The 16,559-nt window shown below is 68.9% G+C and carries 15 protein-coding genes; 7 read left to right on the forward strand and 8 right to left on the reverse strand.

The window, feature by feature from the left end:
• The first annotated feature begins 7 nt into the window (after positions 1 to 7).
• Both I6I07_RS18575 and I6I07_RS18580 read left to right on the forward strand, forming a co-directional pair.
• Entirely contained in the window at positions 8 to 1,171 is a 1,164-nt protein-coding gene (locus I6I07_RS18575) for a RhtX/FptX family siderophore transporter (RefSeq protein ID WP_198487591.1), read from the forward strand.
• A 65-nt stretch (positions 1,172 to 1,236) separates the two neighbouring features.
• Positions 1,237 to 2,490 carry an Hsp70 family protein gene (locus tag I6I07_RS18580; protein WP_006396091.1) on the forward strand — a complete coding sequence of 418 codons (1,254 nt, stop codon included), beginning with the start codon at positions 1,237 to 1,239 and terminating at the stop codon, positions 2,488 to 2,490.
• 26 nt (positions 2,491 to 2,516) lie between these two features.
• Here the strand turns inward: I6I07_RS18580 and I6I07_RS18585 are convergent, their stop codons facing one another.
• The gene (locus I6I07_RS18585; protein WP_006396090.1) at positions 2,517 to 3,437 is read right to left on the reverse strand and encodes a LysR family transcriptional regulator; all 921 of its coding nucleotides are present in this window, start codon (positions 3,435 to 3,437) and stop codon (positions 2,517 to 2,519) included.
• Positions 3,438 to 3,583: 146 nt separating this feature from the next.
• Here I6I07_RS18585 and I6I07_RS18590 point away from each other — a divergent pair, with 146 nt between their 5' ends.
• The 4 genes from I6I07_RS18590 to I6I07_RS18605 all read left to right on the forward strand — a co-directional run bounded on the left by I6I07_RS18590 (position 3,584) and on the right by I6I07_RS18605 (position 6,292).
• Positions 3,584 to 4,603 carry a zinc-dependent alcohol dehydrogenase family protein gene (locus tag I6I07_RS18590; protein WP_198483202.1) on the forward strand — a complete coding sequence of 340 codons (1,020 nt, stop codon included), beginning with the start codon at positions 3,584 to 3,586 and terminating at the stop codon, positions 4,601 to 4,603.
• A 176-nt stretch (positions 4,604 to 4,779) separates the two neighbouring features.
• Positions 4,780 to 5,367, forward strand: a complete 588-nt coding sequence (locus I6I07_RS18595; RefSeq protein WP_035361760.1) for an NUDIX domain-containing protein — start codon at positions 4,780 to 4,782, stop codon at positions 5,365 to 5,367.
• A gap of 79 nt (positions 5,368 to 5,446) precedes the next feature.
• On the forward strand, positions 5,447 to 5,782 hold the full coding sequence (locus I6I07_RS18600; protein ID WP_198483203.1) for a 2Fe-2S iron-sulfur cluster-binding protein: 336 nt from the start codon (positions 5,447 to 5,449) through the stop codon (positions 5,780 to 5,782).
• Between the two features lie 168 nt (positions 5,783 to 5,950).
• Positions 5,951 to 6,292, forward strand: coding sequence for a carboxymuconolactone decarboxylase family protein (locus tag I6I07_RS18605; protein ID WP_198483204.1), 342 nt, complete (start codon positions 5,951 to 5,953; stop codon positions 6,290 to 6,292).
• A gap of 39 nt (positions 6,293 to 6,331) precedes the next feature.
• On the opposite strand, the gene I6I07_RS18610 is transcribed toward I6I07_RS18605, so the two are convergent.
• The 4 genes from I6I07_RS18610 to I6I07_RS18625 form a co-directional block, all read right to left on the reverse strand.
• A complete protein-coding gene (locus I6I07_RS18610; protein WP_006396085.1) occupies positions 6,332 to 7,633 on the reverse strand; it encodes an MFS transporter in 1,302 nt (433 codons plus the stop codon).
• A 110-nt stretch (positions 7,634 to 7,743) separates the two neighbouring features.
• Positions 7,744 to 8,946: a hypothetical protein gene (locus I6I07_RS18615; protein ID WP_232625647.1), complete on the reverse strand. Its 1,203-nt coding sequence runs from the start codon at positions 8,944 to 8,946 to the stop codon at positions 7,744 to 7,746.
• A gap of 14 nt (positions 8,947 to 8,960) precedes the next feature.
• Entirely contained in the window at positions 8,961 to 9,689 is a 729-nt protein-coding gene (fnr, locus tag I6I07_RS18620) for a fumarate/nitrate reduction transcriptional regulator Fnr (protein ID WP_198483205.1), read from the reverse strand.
• Positions 9,690 to 9,812: 123 nt separating this feature from the next.
• Positions 9,813 to 10,244, reverse strand: coding sequence for a gamma-glutamylcyclotransferase family protein (locus I6I07_RS18625; RefSeq protein ID WP_198483206.1), 432 nt, complete (start codon positions 10,242 to 10,244; stop codon positions 9,813 to 9,815).
• Between the two features lie 152 nt (positions 10,245 to 10,396).
• Here I6I07_RS18625 and clpB point away from each other — a divergent pair, with 152 nt between their 5' ends.
• Positions 10,397 to 13,003, forward strand: a complete 2,607-nt coding sequence (clpB, locus tag I6I07_RS18630; RefSeq protein WP_198483207.1) for an ATP-dependent chaperone ClpB — start codon at positions 10,397 to 10,399, stop codon at positions 13,001 to 13,003.
• 150 nt (positions 13,004 to 13,153) lie between these two features.
• Here the strand turns inward: clpB and I6I07_RS18635 are convergent, their stop codons facing one another.
• The 3 genes from I6I07_RS18635 to I6I07_RS18645 all read right to left on the reverse strand — a co-directional run bounded on the left by I6I07_RS18635 (position 13,154) and on the right by I6I07_RS18645 (position 16,509).
• Positions 13,154 to 13,594 carry a DUF1641 domain-containing protein gene (locus I6I07_RS18635; RefSeq protein ID WP_198483208.1) on the reverse strand — a complete coding sequence of 147 codons (441 nt, stop codon included), beginning with the start codon at positions 13,592 to 13,594 and terminating at the stop codon, positions 13,154 to 13,156.
• Positions 13,591 to 14,781, reverse strand: coding sequence for an NAD(P)/FAD-dependent oxidoreductase (locus tag I6I07_RS18640; protein WP_198483209.1), 1,191 nt, complete (start codon positions 14,779 to 14,781; stop codon positions 13,591 to 13,593). Before I6I07_RS18640 ends, I6I07_RS18635 begins: the two co-directional genes overlap by 4 nt.
• Positions 14,782 to 14,871: 90 nt before the next feature.
• Complete coding sequence (locus tag I6I07_RS18645) at positions 14,872 to 16,509, reverse strand: S-layer protein (protein ID WP_198483210.1); 1,638 nt, start codon at positions 16,507 to 16,509, stop codon at positions 14,872 to 14,874.
• Positions 16,510 to 16,559 lie beyond the last annotated feature (50 nt).

Here is a 16,559-nt window from a genome sequence, read left to right on the forward strand (position 1 = left end):
GTTCATCATGATCGGCGCGCTCTATTTTTCCCAGGGCATTCCGCTGGGGGTGGCGATGGAGGCGCTGCCGACGCTGCTGCGGCGCGACGGCGCGCCCTTGCACGCGCTGGCCTGGCTGCCGCTGGTGGGGCTGCCGTGGGTCTTGAAATTCCTGTGGGCGCCGCTCGTCGACAACCGCTACCGGCCGGCGCGGGGCCGGCGCCGCAGCTGGATCCTGCCAATGCAGGGCATCGTGCTGGCGTGCCTGGCGGCGGTGGCCGTGACCGGCGTGTCCGCGGCCAGCGCGCCGTGGGTGGTGGCGCTGATGGCGCTGGCCTCGCTGGCCAGCGCCACGCAGGACATCGCCACCGATGGCCTGACCGCCGAGCGCTTCGAGGGCCAGGCGCTGGCGCGCGCCAACGCCGTGCAGGTGGGCGGCACCATGATTGGTTTCTTTGCCGGCGGGCCGGGCTGCCTGGTGCTGGCGGGCTGGCTGGGGCAGGGCGGCGCGCTGGCGCTGCTGGCCGCGGTGGTGGCCTTCAGCCTGCTGATGGCGCTGGGCTGGCGCGAAACCGCGCTGCCCGCCGCCGCCCGGCGCGCCACGCTGGCCGGTTTCGCGCGCCGGCCGGGCGCCTGGGCGCTGGTGCTGGCGGCGTTCCTGTCGGCGATGACGGCGGTGGCGGGCTACGGCCTGTCCAAGCTGTTCCTGGTGGACGCGGGCTGGGCGGTGGAGGCGGTGGGCCGCCTCGGCATGGCCGGGGGCGCGGTGACCGTGCTGCTGGGTTGCGGCGGCGGCGCCTGGCTGGTCGGGCGCATCGGCGCGCGCGGCGCGCTGGCGCTTGGCCTGGCGGCCTCGGGCGCGGCGGCGCTGGCCTGGCTGGCGCAGGCCCAGGGCTGGGCGCCGCAGCCGACGGCAGCTGCCTACGCGGCGCAGGCGCTGGGCGCCTTTGGCGCCGGCGCGGCCTCGGTGGCGATGATGACGCTGGCGATGCGCTTTGCCGCGCGCGGGGCGCAGGCCGGCACCGACATGACCGCGGTGCAGAGCGCGCGCGACCTGGGCGAGATCCTGACCTCGTCGCTCATCACCGGCCTGGCTGCCCGGATGGGGTACGTCACCGGTTTTTCCGGCGGCTTGCTGACCGCCGCCGTGACGCTGGTTTTCGTGGCCGTGGCGCTGCGCCGCCCGGGCTGACATGGCGTTTCGGGCGGTTGCGGCTACACTTGTGCGCCGTTTTGCTTTCAGCCCCCCGAATTTCCATGATTTCCACCGCATGCGGCGTCGACTTCGGCACGTCGAACTCCACCGTCGGCTGGAGCCGCCCCGACCAGCGCGCGCTCCTCGCCCTTGAAGACGGCAAGACCACCTTGCCCTCGGCCATTTTCTTCCACGACGAGGATGCCGAGGTCAGCTACGGCCGGGCGGCCATCTCCGACTACCTGGCGGGCTACGACGGGCGCCTGATGCGCTCGATGAAAAGCCTGCTGGGCAGCTCGCTGATCGACGGCTCCACCGAAGTGCAGGGCCGCTCGATCCCGTTCCGCGTGCTGCTGACGCGCTTCATCGCCGAACTCAAGCGCCGCGCCGAGACCGCCGCCGGCCGCGACTTCACGCGCGCCGTGTTGGGCCGGCCGGTGTTCTTCGTCGACGACAACCCCGCCGCCGACCAGACCGCCCAGGACACGCTGGGCGAGATCGCGCATAGCGTCGGCTTCACCGACATCGAATTCCAGTTCGAGCCGTTGGCCGCGGCCTTCGACTACGAGTCGCAGATCGATCGCGAGGAACTGGTGCTGGTCATCGACATCGGCGGCGGTACCTCCGACTTCTCGCTGATCCGCCTGGGGCCGGGCCGCGCCGCCAAGCCGGACCGCCGCGAGGACATCCTGGCCTACGGCGGCGTGCACATCGGCGGCGTGGACTTCGACAAGCAGCTCAGCCTGGCGCACGTCATGCCGCTGCTGGGCCTGGGCAGCCAGCTGCGCAGCGGCAAGGACGTGCCGTCCACGCAGTACGGCAACCTGGCCTGCTGGCACACCATCAACCAGGCCTACACCCGCAAGGCCGCCGAGCATTTCGCCTATATCCGCGCCGAGGCCGGCGACCGCGACAAGATCGACCTGCTGTTGAACCTGGTCAAGCAGCGCGCCGGCCACTGGGTGGCGGTGCAGGTGGAAGAGGCCAAGATCGCGCTGTCGGAAGGCCCCGCCGCGCGCATCGACCTGTCGCGCATCGCACCCGAGCTGGGCGTGGAGGTGACGCGGCCGTCGTTCGACACCAGCGTGGCGCGCCTGATCGAGAAGATCGAGCAGACCGTCGGCACCCTGCTGCGCGACGCGGGCGTCGCGCCCGTGGACGTCGATACGGTGTTCTTCACCGGCGGTTCGAGCCGCGTGCCGCGCCTGCGCGACTGTGTCTCGGCGCTGGTGCCGCAGGCGCGCAGCGTCGAGGGCGACCTGTTCGGCAGCATCGGCGCCGGCCTGGCGCTGGACGCCCGCCGCAAGTTCGACTGACACGCCCCCGCGGCGCCGGCGCGCCGCTATTTCGCCAGCATCGCCGGCACCCGCGCCGCCAGCGCGTCGATCGCGGCGCGCGTCTTGGACGGCAGGTAGCGCGCCTGCGGCCAGACCGCATGCACGTCCTGCGCCGCCATCCGGTCGCCGTGCATCAGCACATCCAGTTCGCCGGTGCGCACGTAGTGCGTCAGCATCCAGCACGGCAGCCACGCCAGCCCGGCGCCCGCGATGGCGGCGTCGGCGATGGCCTGCAGGTCGTCCAGCCGCAGCCGCGGCGGCAGGTGCAGCTGGATCACCTGGCCATCCTGCCCCATCACCGACCAGCCTTTCTCGACGCCGCCGTGGGCATAGACCACGCCGGCGTGCTGGCGCATCTCGTCCAGCGTGACGGGGCGTCCGTGCGCGGCGATGTAGGCCGGCGAGGCGCCGATGCCCATGGTCTGCAGGCCCAGCCGGCGCGCCGCCAGGCTGGAACTGTCGGGCAGCGGGCCGATGCGGATGCCCAGGTCGTAGCCTTCCTCGATCAGGTCCACCACGCGGTCGTTGAAGGAAATATCGATCTGCAGCTGCGGGTGCTGCGCGGCCAGGTCGCGCAGCACCGGCGCCACGCAATGGCGGCCGAACACCAGCGGCGCGCTGACCCGCAAGCGGCCCTGCGGCGAACGCCGGCCGCTGTCCAGTTCCGCTTCGGCGTCGTACAGCTCGGTCAGCGCCCGCACGCAGCGGTCGTAGTAGGCCTGGCCGGCGTCCGTCAGGCTTTGCTGGCGCGTGGTGCGGTGGAACAGGCGCGCGCCCAGCCGCGCTTCGAGGCGGGCGATCGATTTGCCGACCGCCGAGCGCGTCAGGTTCAGGCGGTCGGCCGCCAGCGCGAAGCTGCCGGCCTCGGCGGCCTGCACGAAGACCTCGATGCCGCCCAGGCGGTCGTGGGAGTAGGGAGTGGCCATGGGGCTTTCCTGCGGATATTGGTTCCAATCGGGCGACATTCAAGTGAATAAATGCCGCCACTGGGTAGTCTTATTCCCCTATATCGTACCCATACCGCGCCGCCCTGTGTTGGCGGCGCTCCGCAACTCACCCAGAGGACATCATCATGCAGGCATACCAGATCACCCCCGGCCAAGGCATCGGCTCGCTCCAGCGCGGGGCGCTGACGGCGCGCGAACCCGGCCCCTTCGAGGTGCGCGTGCGCATCAAGGCCGTCTCGCTCAACTTCCGCGACCTGATGGTCGCCCGCGGCGATTACCTGAAGGTGGCGGGCAGCCCCGTGGTGCCCGCCTCCGATGCCGCCGGCGAGGTGCTGGCGGTGGGCGCCGGCGTCACGCGCTTCAAGGCGGGCGACCGGGTCATGGGCGCCTTCCTGCCGGATTGGATCGACGGCGAACCCACGCCCGCCAACACCGCGCGGGCGCCCGGCGCCGCCAGCGACGGCGTGCTGGCCAGCGAGGTCGTCTTCTCGGAGCATTCGCTGGTGGCGATTCCCGACTCGCTGTCGGACGAACAGGCCGCGACCCTGCCGTGCGCCGCCGTCACCGCCTGGAACGCGCTGTTCGTCGCCGGCCGCGCCCGCGCCGGCCAGACCGCGCTGTTGCTGGGCACCGGCGGGGTCTCGATCTGGGGCCTGCAGCTGGCCAAGGCCGCGGGCCTGCGCGCCATCATCACCTCGTCCAGCCACGACAAGCTGGCGCGGGCCCGCGAGCTCGGCGCCGACGACCTGATCAATTACCGCGACCACCCCGAATGGCAGGACGAAGTGCTGCGCGTGACCGGCGGCGAAGGCGCCCACGTGGTGCTGGAAGTGGGCGGCGAGGGCACGCTGCAACGATCGCTCGCGGCGGTGCGCCATGGCGGCGCGGTCGGCATCATTGGCGGCGTCAGCGGCTTCGCCTCGGTGCCGGTGTCGCCGCTGGCGCTGATCGCCGGCAACAAGCGCCTGGAAGGCATCTTCGTGGGCAGCCGCAAGATGCTGGAAGACGTGGCGCGGTTGGTCGATCGCGCCCGCATCGCGCCGGTGATCGACCGCGTCTATGGCTTCGACGAGGCGCCGGCCGCGTTCGAGCGCCTGGCCTCGGGTCGCCACTTCGGCAAGATCGTCATCCGCGTCGACGCCTGAACGCCGCGCGGCCGCCGGCGCGGAATCGGCGCTGGCCGGCGGCCGCGCGCGCGGCCCGTCGCCAGCGCTTGCGCGCCGCGGCGGTGACGAAGCGATGACGGGCGCGATGGTAAGCTGCAAGCTCTTCGCGTCGGCCGCCTTTGCGCGCCGGCGCCTGCCCCTTCCCACGCCGCGCCATGACCGACAAGCCCGATTCCCATCTGTTCGAAGAACGCGTCTCCAGCGAGCCCGCCTACGACGGCCGCTTCCTCAAGGTCCGCAACGACACGGTCCGCCTGCCCAACGGCCACACCTCGACGCGCGAGTACGTGGTGCATCCGGGCGCCGTGGTGGTGATCCCGCTGCTCGACGACGGCCGCGTGCTGCTCGAGCGCCAGTACCGCTATCCGATCGGCCGCGTCATGACCGAATTTCCCGCCGGCAAGCTCGATCCGGGCGAAGACCCGCTGGCCTGCGGCAAGCGCGAACTGCTCGAGGAAACCGGCTATACCGCCACCCAGTGGGCCCGTGCCGGCGCGTTGCACCTGGCCATCGCCTATTCCACCGAGATCATCCACATCTACTTCGCGCGCGGTTTGCGCGCCGGTCCGCAGCAGCTGGACCAGGATGAATTCCTGGACGTATTCAGCGCCCATCCGGAGGAACTGTTCGCGGCCTGCGCCAAGGGCGAAGTCACCGACGCCAAGACCCTGACCTGCACGCTGTGGCTGCAGAACGTGCTGTCCGGCGCCTGGCAGCTGGACTGGCAGGACCATCCCGCTTGAGCGGGCGCCGGCCTTCCAGGGCCTGCCCTGAAGGCCGGCCCGCGCCGGCGTCCCCACAAGACGAACGATTCCGCCGACCATGCCCGCCTTTCCCGTCCTGGTGCAACCGTCCGGCCTGCGCTTCGAGGCGGATGCCGATTCGACCGTGCTGGCGGCCGCGCAGGCCGCCGGCATCAAGCTGCCCAGTTCCTGCCGCAACGGCACCTGTCGCGCCTGCATGTGCCTGCTGCTGGAAGGCGAGATCGCCTACCGCATCGAATGGCCGGGCCTGTCGCGCGATGAAAAGGAAGAGGGCTGGATCCTGCCCTGCGTGGCCCAGGCCCGTTCGCCGCTGGAAGTCCAGTCGCTGCAGGCCGCGCCCCTCGAGCCCGCGGCGCCGGCGCCGCCCCGGCCGCTGACCGGCGCGCGCCGCTAGGCCAGGTCGCCGGTTTGCCGGCCGTCCCACGCGCCACGCGTCGGATCCTTGGTTGATACGAATCAGCATATAACCGCTATTTTCCAGCTAAATAATTGCCGTACGGCGGCGCATACTGCTTCCATGGCGTCAGGCATCCAGCCTCGCCGTTTTTTTCAGGAGCAGGACATGCTGGATTGGGTGAACTACCAAAAGGAACTGATGGGCCGCATCGGCGAGCTGGGCGCGCTGACGCCCGACACGCTCAAGGGCTACCAGGCGCTGTCGGCCGCCGGCGCCAAGACCGCGCACCTGGATGCCAAGACGCGCGAGCTGATCGCGTTGGCGGTGGCGGTGACGACCCGCTGCGACGGCTGCATCACCGTGCATTCGGCGCAGGCGCTCAAGCACGGCGCCAGCCGCGAGGAAATCGGCGAGGCGCTGGGCGTGGCGGTGGCCTTGAACGCTGGCGCGGCGATGGTGTACTCGGCCCGCGTGCTGGACGCGGTCAACGCGCATCAGCCGGGCTGACGCAAGGGCGCGCGCCGGCCATGCGCCGCGCAGGCGGCGTCAATCGTGCCGGTGCATGGCCGACTGATGCTTGGTGTCGCGCATGGTCGCGTACACCAGCAGCGAAATGAAGATCACGCCCGCCAGGTAGTAGTAGAACCACTCTTCGTGGCCTTGCTGCTTGAACCACAGCGCGATGGCCGGCGCCGTGCCGCCGAAGATCGACACGGTGATGGCGTACGGCACCGCCACGCCGGTGGCGCGGATGTTGGTGGGGAACAGCTCGGCCTTCACCACCGCGTTGATCGAGGTGTAGCCGGCGGTGAAGATCCAGGCCGCGCAGATCAGCAGGAAGGCGATGAATGGCGAGCGCGTGTGCGACAGCGTCATCAGCAGCGGCACGGTGAGTAGCGCGCCGGCGATGCCGAAGAACACCAGCAGCGGCTTGCGCCCGATCTTGTCGGACAGCGCGCCGTACAGCGGCTGCAGGATCAGCGCGAAGATCAGCGACGCGGCGATCACGTAGGTGGTGACGATGTCGGAGAACCCGGCGGTCTGCCGCACGAAGGTCTGCATGTAGGTGGTGAAGGTGTAGAACGCCGCCGTGCCGCCGGCCGTCAGGCCGACCACGATCGCGACCTCGCGCGGATAGCGCAGCAGGCCGCGCAGCGAGCTGGTCTTGGGCTTGCTCTGGCTGGCCTGCTTGTAGGAATCGGTCTCGGGCATGTCGCGCCGCATGAGGGCGGTGATGACGGCCAGCATGGCGCCGATCACGAACGGAATGCGCCAGCCCCATTCCACCAACTGCTCGTGCGTCAGGAACACGTTCTGCAGCAACAGCAGCACCAGGATGGCGCACAGCTGGCCGCCGATCAGCGTGACGTACTGGAAGCTGGAATAGAAGCCGCGGTGGTCCGGGTCGGCGATCTCGGTGAGGTAGGTGGCGCTGGCGCCGTATTCGCCGCCCAGGCTCAGGCCCTCGATGACCCGGGCCAGCGCCAGCAGCGCCGGCGCCGCCAGCCCGATGGATGCGTAGGTGGGCGTGACCGCGATGATCAGCGAGCCGACGCACATCATGCCGACCGAGACCATCAGGGACAATCGTCGCCCGTGGCGGTCGGCCAGGTGGCCGAACAGCCAGCCGCCCAGCGGCCGCACGATGAAGCCGGCGGCGAACAGCGTGGCGGCGTTCAGCTGCTGCACGACCGGGTCGTGCGAGGGGAAGAAGGCGGGGGCGAAGTACAGGGCGAAGGCGGTATAGGCGTAGAAGTCATACCATTCGACCAGGTTGCCCATGGAGCCGACGAAGATCGCCTTGATGCGGCGTTTGGCGTCGGGCATGTCGAGATACGCTTGGCTCATATCTGTCTTCCACGGAGACGGTACCCGCCTATCTTGCGCCTGCCGGCGCGAAAATGCACCCCTGCGCGTGTCCGGGATATTTGTTCAGCTTGATGTCAATAACCGCCGCGCTACTTGCGCGGCGGCTCGATCACCGTGCAGGCGGCCGCGCCGGCGGGCGCCAGGGCGTTCTCGCCCAGCAGCGCGCGCGCGCCGCAGACCGAACCGAACATGCCCTTGTTCTCGTGGCCGACGCCGGTCACTTCGAAGCCGGCGCGGTGCAGCGTCACCGGCCGGTTGCCGCGCGCGGCGACGATGCGTTCGTATTGCAGGTAGGCGGTGCCGCGCGCCAGCCGGGTGGCGCCCTGGGCCTCGGCGCCGCAGGTCTTGTCCAGCAGGCGGTGTTCGGGATTGTTGTCGGCGCCGCCCAGCAGGTAAGTGACGTCGCGCGCCGCGTAGCGGATGAACAGGCGCGTGTCGTCGGTTTCCTGCGCGAACGGGGGCAGCTTGTCGGTGCCGTACTTGTACTGGTTGTAGGTGGGGCAGATGCCGCGCTCGTAGGGCGCGTAGCCCTTGCCGTCGGGACGCGGGCGTTCCTTGGTCAGGTACAGGTAGGACGAGGGATTGGCCACCACGTAGCGCACGGCGATGCCGTCGCGGCGCAGCGGGCCATCGATCTGGTTCAGCACGGCATAGCGTTGCACCAGCTGGGCGCCGCCGGAGTGGCCGGCCAGCACGATGCTGGCCAGGGTCGGCAGGCGCTTGCGGTCGTCCAGGCTGCGCAGCAGGTCGTCGATCACCTGGAACGAGCTGACCGGCGCCGGCCGGCCATTGGCCTGCACGCTGTCCTCGCCGTCTTCCCAGCTGGACTTGCGCCAGGCCGCCATGCCGGCGTAGCCCGAGTCGATCACGCCGACGAAGCGCGGCGCCAGGATCAGGGTGTCGTTGGCGCGGGCCGGGTTGGCCGCCAGCACCGTGGCGACGGTTTCGTAATAGGCGTCGGCGTTGCGCTTGACCCCATGGAACACGATCACGATTTGCTTGATATCGCGCAGGTCGCCGCGCGCCAGGTTCCGGTTAGCATAGACCGGTACCTTGTAGCGGTGGCCGGGCTTGCCCAGTTCGAGCGTCTGCCAGCGCGGAATCACCACCCGCTTGGGGGCGGGCGCGGGTTCATCGTAATCGTAGGGATCGGGCAGCGGCGTCTGCGCGCGCGCCGCCAGGGGCAGAAGGGCCGCCAGGGCCAGCGCCGCCGCGCTCCAGGCCCGGCGCGAATGCGGCGGACGCGGCGCCGGGTGGGGCTGCGCGGCGCCGGCTACGGCTGTGCGGCGCATGGCGCGGGCGGGCGTCAGCAGCCCTCGTGGCCCAGCAGTTGCTTGAGCGCGGGTTGGTCCAGGATGCGGACTTCGCGCTGGTTGATGCGGATCAGGCCGTCGCGCGCGAAGCGCGAGAACAGCCGGCTGACCGTTTCCAGCGTCAGGCCGAGATAGTTGCCGATTTCCTCGCGGCTCATGCGCAGCACGAATTCGGTCGACGAGTAGCCGAGCGACGCATAGCGTTGCGACAGGTTGAGCAGGAACGCGGCCAGGCGCTGTTCGGAACGCATCGAGCCCAGCGACGCCAGCATCTGGTGCGAGCGCGTGATCTCGCGGCTCATCAGGCGGCGGAACTGCTGCTGCAGCGAGGGCAGGTGGGTGGCCACGCGGTCGACTTCGTTCAGGCGGATCACGCAGACTTCGGAGTCTTCCAGGGCGACGGCGGCCGAGACATGCTTGCCCTCGAGCATGCCGTCCATGCCGACGATCTCGCCGGGCAGGTGGAAGCCGGTGATCTGGATCTGGCCGGTGGCGTCTTCGAGCTGCGTTTTCAGGCTGCCGAAGCGCACGCCGTAGACGGCGTCCAGGGGGTGATCCAGCGAATACAGCGTCTTGCCCTTTTCGAGGCGCACGCGCTCTTTCACCAGTTCGTCCAGCTTTTCTACTTCGGCGGCTGCCATCCCGACCGGGACACACACGTGGCCCAACATACACGTGGAACAGTGGGCGGCATCAGGGGCAACGGGAACCCGTTTTTGCATACGATGACCTTTATAGTGCCCGCACCCGGCGGGTAGCCTGGAGGGGCTTAAAGCGTGAAGACAGGTCTCCATTGTAGTCCGTTGTTACTACGGGTGTCTTACGGAGCGTTTTGCAGCGCATTCCTACGGCGGCATCCGGGCCGGACGGGCCTGGCGGTAGGCGACCCAGTCGTCGCCGTCGATGTCCGCCGCCGTCCCGCGCCAGGCCGGGTCGATGGGGTAATACTCGCAGGCCACCGGGGCGGCGCCGGGCGCCAGCGGCCGGGCCAGCACCGGCCGGCGCACGAAGCAGCCGGGCCGCCCGGGCGCGTATTCCTCGATCTCATCCATCAGGGCGACCAGGGCCGGGTCGACCTCGTAGATGTCGCCCAGCACCCGCCGGCCGTCGGCCACCGGGAGCAATCCGGGCCAGTCGCCGAAATCCACCAGCATGCTGGGCACGGTGGCCGCGCCCACATGGCGGGCCGGCGGCAGGCCGCGGCGGGTGGCGGCCTGCGCCAGGTCGTTGATTTCGCCCGCGCGTAGCGTGCCGTAGACAAAAACGTATATGCTCATAGTTCAGATTGTTGCTGCACGCGGATGTGTCCAAGGACATAAAGCCATGAGGCCGGCGAGGTATTGAAATACTCGCATCCGGCCGCATATTCAGGTCATCGAGCCCGCCGGCGCGTATCGGTCAGGCTCACCAACAAGCCACAACGACCATTATGCGATTCGACAAACTGACTACCAAGTTCCAGCAAGCCCTGGCCGACGCTCAGAGTCTGGCCGCCCGCAACGATCATCCCTACATCGAGCCCGTCCACGTGCTGTCGGCGTTGCTGTCCGACGCCGATAGCGGCGCCGGCAGCCTGCTGGCGCGCGCCGGCGTGGCCGTCAACCGGCTGCAGCCGGCCCTGGACGCCGCGCTCAAGGCGCTGCCCCAGGTGCAGGGCGACGACAACGTCCAGGTCGGCCGCGACCTGCAGGGCGTGCTGACCCGCACCGACAAGGAAGCCGCGCGTCGCGGCGACACCTACATCGCCAGCGAGCTGTTCCTGCTGGCCCTGGCCGACGACAAGGGCGAGGCCGGCCGCATCCTGCGCGAAGCGGGCCTGCAGAAAAAGGCCCTCGAGGCCGCCATCGACGCCGTGCGCGGCGGTGAAAACGTATCCGGCGCCGAAGGCGAATCCAACCGCGAGGCCTTGTCCAAGTACACCATGGACCTGACCGAGCGCGCCCGCCAGGGCAAGCTCGATCCGGTGATCGGCCGCGACGACGAAATCCGCCGCACCATCCAGATCCTGCAACGCCGCACCAAGAACAACCCGGTCTTGATCGGCGAACCCGGCGTGGGCAAGACCGCCATCGTCGAAGGCCTGGCGCAGCGCATCGTCAACGACGAAGTGCCCGAGACCCTGCGCGGCAAGCGCGTGCTGTCGCTCGACTTGGCCGCGCTGCTGGCCGGCGCCAAGTTCCGCGGCGAATTCGAAGAGCGCCTGAAGGCCGTGCTCAAGGAACTGTCGCAGGACGACGGCAGCAACATCGTCTTCATCGACGAGCTGCACACCATGGTCGGCGCCGGCAAGGCCGAAGGCGCGATGGACGCAGGCAACATGCTCAAGCCGGCGCTGGCGCGCGGCGAGCTGCATTGCATCGGCGCCACCACGCTGGACGAATACCGCAAGTACATCGAAAAGGACGCCGCGCTCGAACGCCGCTTCCAGAAGGTGCTGGTCGACGAACCGGATGTCGAGTCCACCATCGCCATCCTGCGCGGCCTGCAGGAACGCTATGAAATCCACCACGGCGTCGAGATCACCGACCCGGCCATCGTGGCCGCGGCCGAACTCTCGCACCGCTACATCACCGACCGCTTCCTGCCCGACAAGGCCATCGACCTGATCGACGAGGCCGGCGCCCGCATCCGCATGGAAATCGATTCCAAGCCGGAAGTGATGGACAAGCTCGACCGCCGCATCATCCAGCTCAAGATCGAGCGCGAGGCCGTCAAGAAGGAAACCGACGACGCCTCCAAGCGCCGCCTGGGCGTGATCGAGGACGAGCTCGAGAAGCTGCAACGCGAGTACAACGACTTCGAGGAAATCTGGAAGGCCGAGAAGGCCGCGGTGCAGGGCACCCAGGCCATCAAGGAAGAAATCGACAGCGTGCGCGCCGAGATGGCCGAGCTGCAGCGTAAGGGCCAGTTCGACAAGCTGGCCGAGCTGCAGTACGGCAAGCTGCCCGACCTGGAAGCGCGCCTGAAGGCCGCCGAAGTGGGCGCGGCGCAGGCGGCCGAGGAGGCCGAGGGCGGCGAGGGCCGGCCGCGTCTGTTGCGCACCCGTGTCGGCGCCGAGGAAATCGCCGAGGTCGTGTCGCGCGCCACCGGCATCCCGGTGTCCAAGATGATGCAGGGCGAACGCGAAAAGCTCTTGCACATGGAGGAATACCTGCACAAGCGCGTGGTCGGCCAGGACGAGGCCGTGCGCCTGGTGGCCGATGCCATCCGCCGTTCGCGCGCGGGCCTGGCGGATCCGTCGCGTCCGTATGGCTCGTTCCTGTTCCTGGGCCCCACCGGCGTGGGCAAGACCGAGCTGACGCGCGCGCTGGCCGAGTTCCTGTTCGACTCGGAAGAGCACATGATCCGCATCGACATGAGCGAATTCATGGAGAAGCACTCGGTGGCGCGGCTGATCGGCGCGCCGCCCGGATACGTGGGCTACGAAGAGGGCGGCTACCTGACCGAGGCCGTGCGCCGCAAGCCGTACAGCGTGGTGCTGCTCGATGAAGTCGAGAAGGCCCACCCGGACGTCTTCAACGTGCTGCTGCAGGTGCTGGACGACGGCCGCCTGACCGACGGCCAGGGCCGCACCGTGGACTTCCGCAACACCGTCATCGTGATGACGTCCAACCTGGGGTCGCAGCACATCCAGACGCTGGCCGGCCAGCCGTACGACGTGGTCAAGGAAGTGGTCTGGGGCGAGCTCAAGCAGACGCTGCGGCCCGAGTTCCTGAACCGCATCGACGAAGTGGTGGTGTTCCACGGCCTGGAAGCGCAGCACATCGAGTCCATCGCCCGCATTCAGCTGCGCCGCCTGGCCGAGCGCCTGGAAAAGCAGGAGATGCGCCTGGAAGTGACCGAGCCCGCGCTGGCGGAACTGGCCCGCGATGGCTTCGATCCGGTGTTCGGGGCGCGTCCGCTCAAGCGCGCCATCCAGCAGCAGATCGAGAACCCGGTCGCGCGCTTGATCCTGGAAGGCCAGTTCGGTCCGCGCGACGTGGTGCCGGTGGACTGGCGCGACGGCAAGTTCGTGTTCACGCGCACGTTGCAGTAAATCCGCGGTCCGGTCCGCTCAGGACCGGTGCGCGCCCCGCCCCGGGGACGGTATTCAGGATAGGGACACGCGTCCCTTCCCCGATGCCGTTCCCGGGGTTTTCTTTTGCCCGCCAGACCGGCGCCGGGAAGACGGCGCCGGACCGTGGCGTCACGAGGGCGCGTAGTCCTGCCGCTGCTGGCCCAGCTGCCGGCCCAGGCCTTGAAGCGTGCGCAACAGCAGCGCCAAGCCGCGCCGCGTGTCCTCGTCGCGTGACAGCTGAAACAGCCCGGCCAGGCCCGGCGGATGCGCCTCTCGCATGCCCTGGGCCTGGGCCATGCGCCAGGCGTTGGACGCGGTCCAGGCGGCGCCGCTGACCTGTTCCGATAGCGTGCCCAGTTTTTCCACCATCGGCGCATCGAGCAGGTCGACCAGATCGGAGGCCAGCGCCAGCAGGTCGACAATGTTGTCCAGCCGTCCGCTGTCGGCCAGCGGCTGGAGCTTGTCCGCCAGCTGCGCCAGCGCATCGCCGCCGTTTGCCGCGGGCGGCGCGTCGAACACGGTGGCGCATTGCCCGGTGGTGGGCGGGTTGGTGTCTTGCGGCGCGTTCATAGCATTCCCCTGGCGACGGACCAATACAGGCCCCGGTTGAAGCCATGCCGCAGCAGGCCGCCCAGCTTGGTCGGCGGCGTCGGCCGCACGTCGTGGGTGTAGTCGTACCAAAGCGGCATGCCGGCGTTCAAGCCCATCTGCGCCACCGCCTGCACCCGGCCGTCGTAAGCGCTGCACGGATGCCCCAGGCGGATCTCGCCGGCGATATTGTTGGCGATGACGGGGGCCTGGTTGTGGCATGAGCCGCCGGCCTTGCTGACCGGCAGATCCACGGTGTCGCCGATCACGTAGACATTGCGCAGGCCATAGACCTGCAGGGTCTCGTGATCGGTGGGCAGCCAGCCTTCGTCATTGGGCGCCTGCGAGACTCCCGATTCCAGCACCGCGTCGACCGCGCGGATCGGCGGCGTGGCCATGAGGATGTCGAACGGCTGTTCGACGCCTTCCTCCGAATAGGCGATGCGCCGGTCGGGATCCACCTTGGCCAGCGTGAAGCCACGCTGGAAGCGGATGCCGCGCTGTTCGAAGATGGCCGGTAGCACCTCGCAGGTGGGCTTTTGCAGGAACAGGCAGTTGCGCAGCAGTTGCGAGGTGGTGGGGTAGGTGTAGACGATCTCGACGCGGTCGCGCACGCCGCGACGGCGCAGGTAGTCATCCAGCATCAGCGTGGTCTCGATCGGCGCGATGCCGCATTGGTGCGGCACGTTCGGCGTCTTGGGAAAGGTGACGCTGACGAACACGCGGCCGCGCTCGATCGTGGCCAGGCGGCCGGCCAGTTGCCGCGCCGGCTCGTACTGGTAGAAATGGTCGCCGGCCTCGCGCAGCCCTTCGATGCGCTCGGGCGCGGGTACGCAGCCGGTGGCGATGACGAGATAGTCGTAGCCGTGGCGCTTGCCGCTGCGCGTGTGCAGTTGCTGGGCGTCGAAATCGAAGCGCGTCACCTTGTCGACGCGGAACTCGATCTCGGGCCGCAGCAGGGAACGTTCGGGGCGCTTGAGTTCTTCCTGGAAGAACAGGTTGAACGCCACATACATGAAGGCCGGCTTGTAGTAGTGATCCGGCGAATCGGACAGCAGCATGATGCTGACGCTGCCCGCCGACACCTCGGGATAGAGCTTGTGCACCAGTTGGTTGGCCAACATGGTGCCGCCGACCCCGCCTCCCACGACAACAATTCGCTTGCTCATAAAAATCCTCCGATGAGAATAATCAGGAACCAAGTGCAGTTGCGTCTTTATGTGTAGCAAGTCGGGCGGGGTCGGTCAACCGGATGACGCCTACGGCTTGACCGTCACGAACACCGGATTCGAATAGAACCACAGGTCGTTGTAGTTGCGCGCGTTGATGGCGTTGAAGCGGGCGGCGTTGTCGGTCAGGTCGACCTTGGCGTCCGGCAGCGGTTCGCCGTTGGCGGTCTCGCCGGCCACGTCGGGCGCCAGGTTGGTGCCGCGCAGGCGCAGGTACTGGCTCTTGTCGGCGGTCAGCTTGACCTTGATGACGTTGTAGCCGTCCTTGTCCACGGTCCAGTCCTTGCTCGTGTAGCGGCCCAGCACGCGGGTGCTCGGATTGGTGGCGTTGTCGTATGCCGGCGTGCCGGCGGCGGCGCGGGCGCCGACATCGCCCACGATCAGGTCGACGTGGTGCACGGTCGGCTTGACGTAGGTGGGGTTGCCGCTTTCGATCGGATACTCGTAGTGGTTGCTGGCGGGGCTGCGAAAGCGGATGGTGACTTCCACCTGCTCGCCCTTGGCCGCCGTCAGCTCGCCGCCCATCTGGGCCGTGCCCGAGGCGCCCTGCGCCTGGAATTCGAGCGCGTCGATCAGGTCGCCGAAGACGCCGAACAGGCGGCCGCTCTTCAGGCCCGTGACCACCGCCGCCATGTCCTTGCCGTCCTTCCAGACGTAGGTCTTGGCGTATTCGCCCGGCGCGTAGCCGCTGCTGTACTGGCCGGTGGCGTTGATGCGGAAGTGGAAGTCCGAATCGGCCACGGTCCAGATGTGGCGGCCTTCGCCCAGCAGCGCGTCCCAGGTGCCGCCCAGCTTGGCCACCAGGTAGTCGACGCCGCCGTAGGTGCGGTTGGGCAGGTTGGCCGGCGTGTAGGCCTCGGCGTAGCCGCCGCGGTCGGGTTCCATCTGGTTGCCGACCATGCCTTCGATGGCGAAGAAGATCGACGGCGCCAGGTCGTGCATCTCGCGCAGCTGGCCGATGGTGTACTTGCCGGCATAGCGCGACGGGTGGTTTAGCAGCATGTAGCTGTCGGGGTGCTTGTCGCGCAGCCACTTCAGGGCCGTCAGCGAGTCGGCGTGCGTGGTGTACGCGCGCGTCTGGCCGGCCAGGTCGGCGACCAGCTGCGCGTCGAACAGGTTGGCGGCCTTGTTGGTGTACAGGTATTCGAATTCCGCCACGGCGCGCAGCGACTTGGCGGACATCGGGTCGTTGGTGCCGATGCCGATGTTGACGTGGTCGTGCGTGGGCATGTCCCATTCGAACGACGAGAAGATGATCTTGCCGGCGTAGCGGCCCGCCGCCTGCGCCTGCTTGATGAACGGCACTTCGTAGCGCGCCATGCCGGTCGAGAACGGAATCGAGCCGCCGGGGATGTTGACGCCGGTGTTGTCGCGCGCCGACATGCGCAGGTGGTTCGAGAGCGCGGCCCAGTCGAGTTTGTAGCGGTCGAAGGCCTGGTCCAGCACGCTCTCCAGGGTGGTCTGGGCGTCGTCGGACTGGATCGTGTGCACGTGCAGGTCGCCGGCGCTCCAGGCGCCGGTCTTCACCGGCGGCGCGGGCTCGGTCACGACCGGCGGCGCGCTCGTGTCGTCATCGTCGTCGCTGCCGCCGCAGGCGCTCAGCAAGGTTACGCAAGCCAGCGACAACGGCATCAGGGCCCGCCGCAGGCGGGTTACTTCGAACTGCATTCCATACTCCAGCGTCATGCGGCCCGCACAGGCGCGGCACCGCGAAGGCC

Origin of the sequence: Achromobacter deleyi (genome assembly GCF_016127315.1) — a bacterium.
Taxonomy (GTDB): Bacteria; Pseudomonadota; Gammaproteobacteria; order Burkholderiales; family Burkholderiaceae_B; genus Achromobacter; species Achromobacter insuavis_A.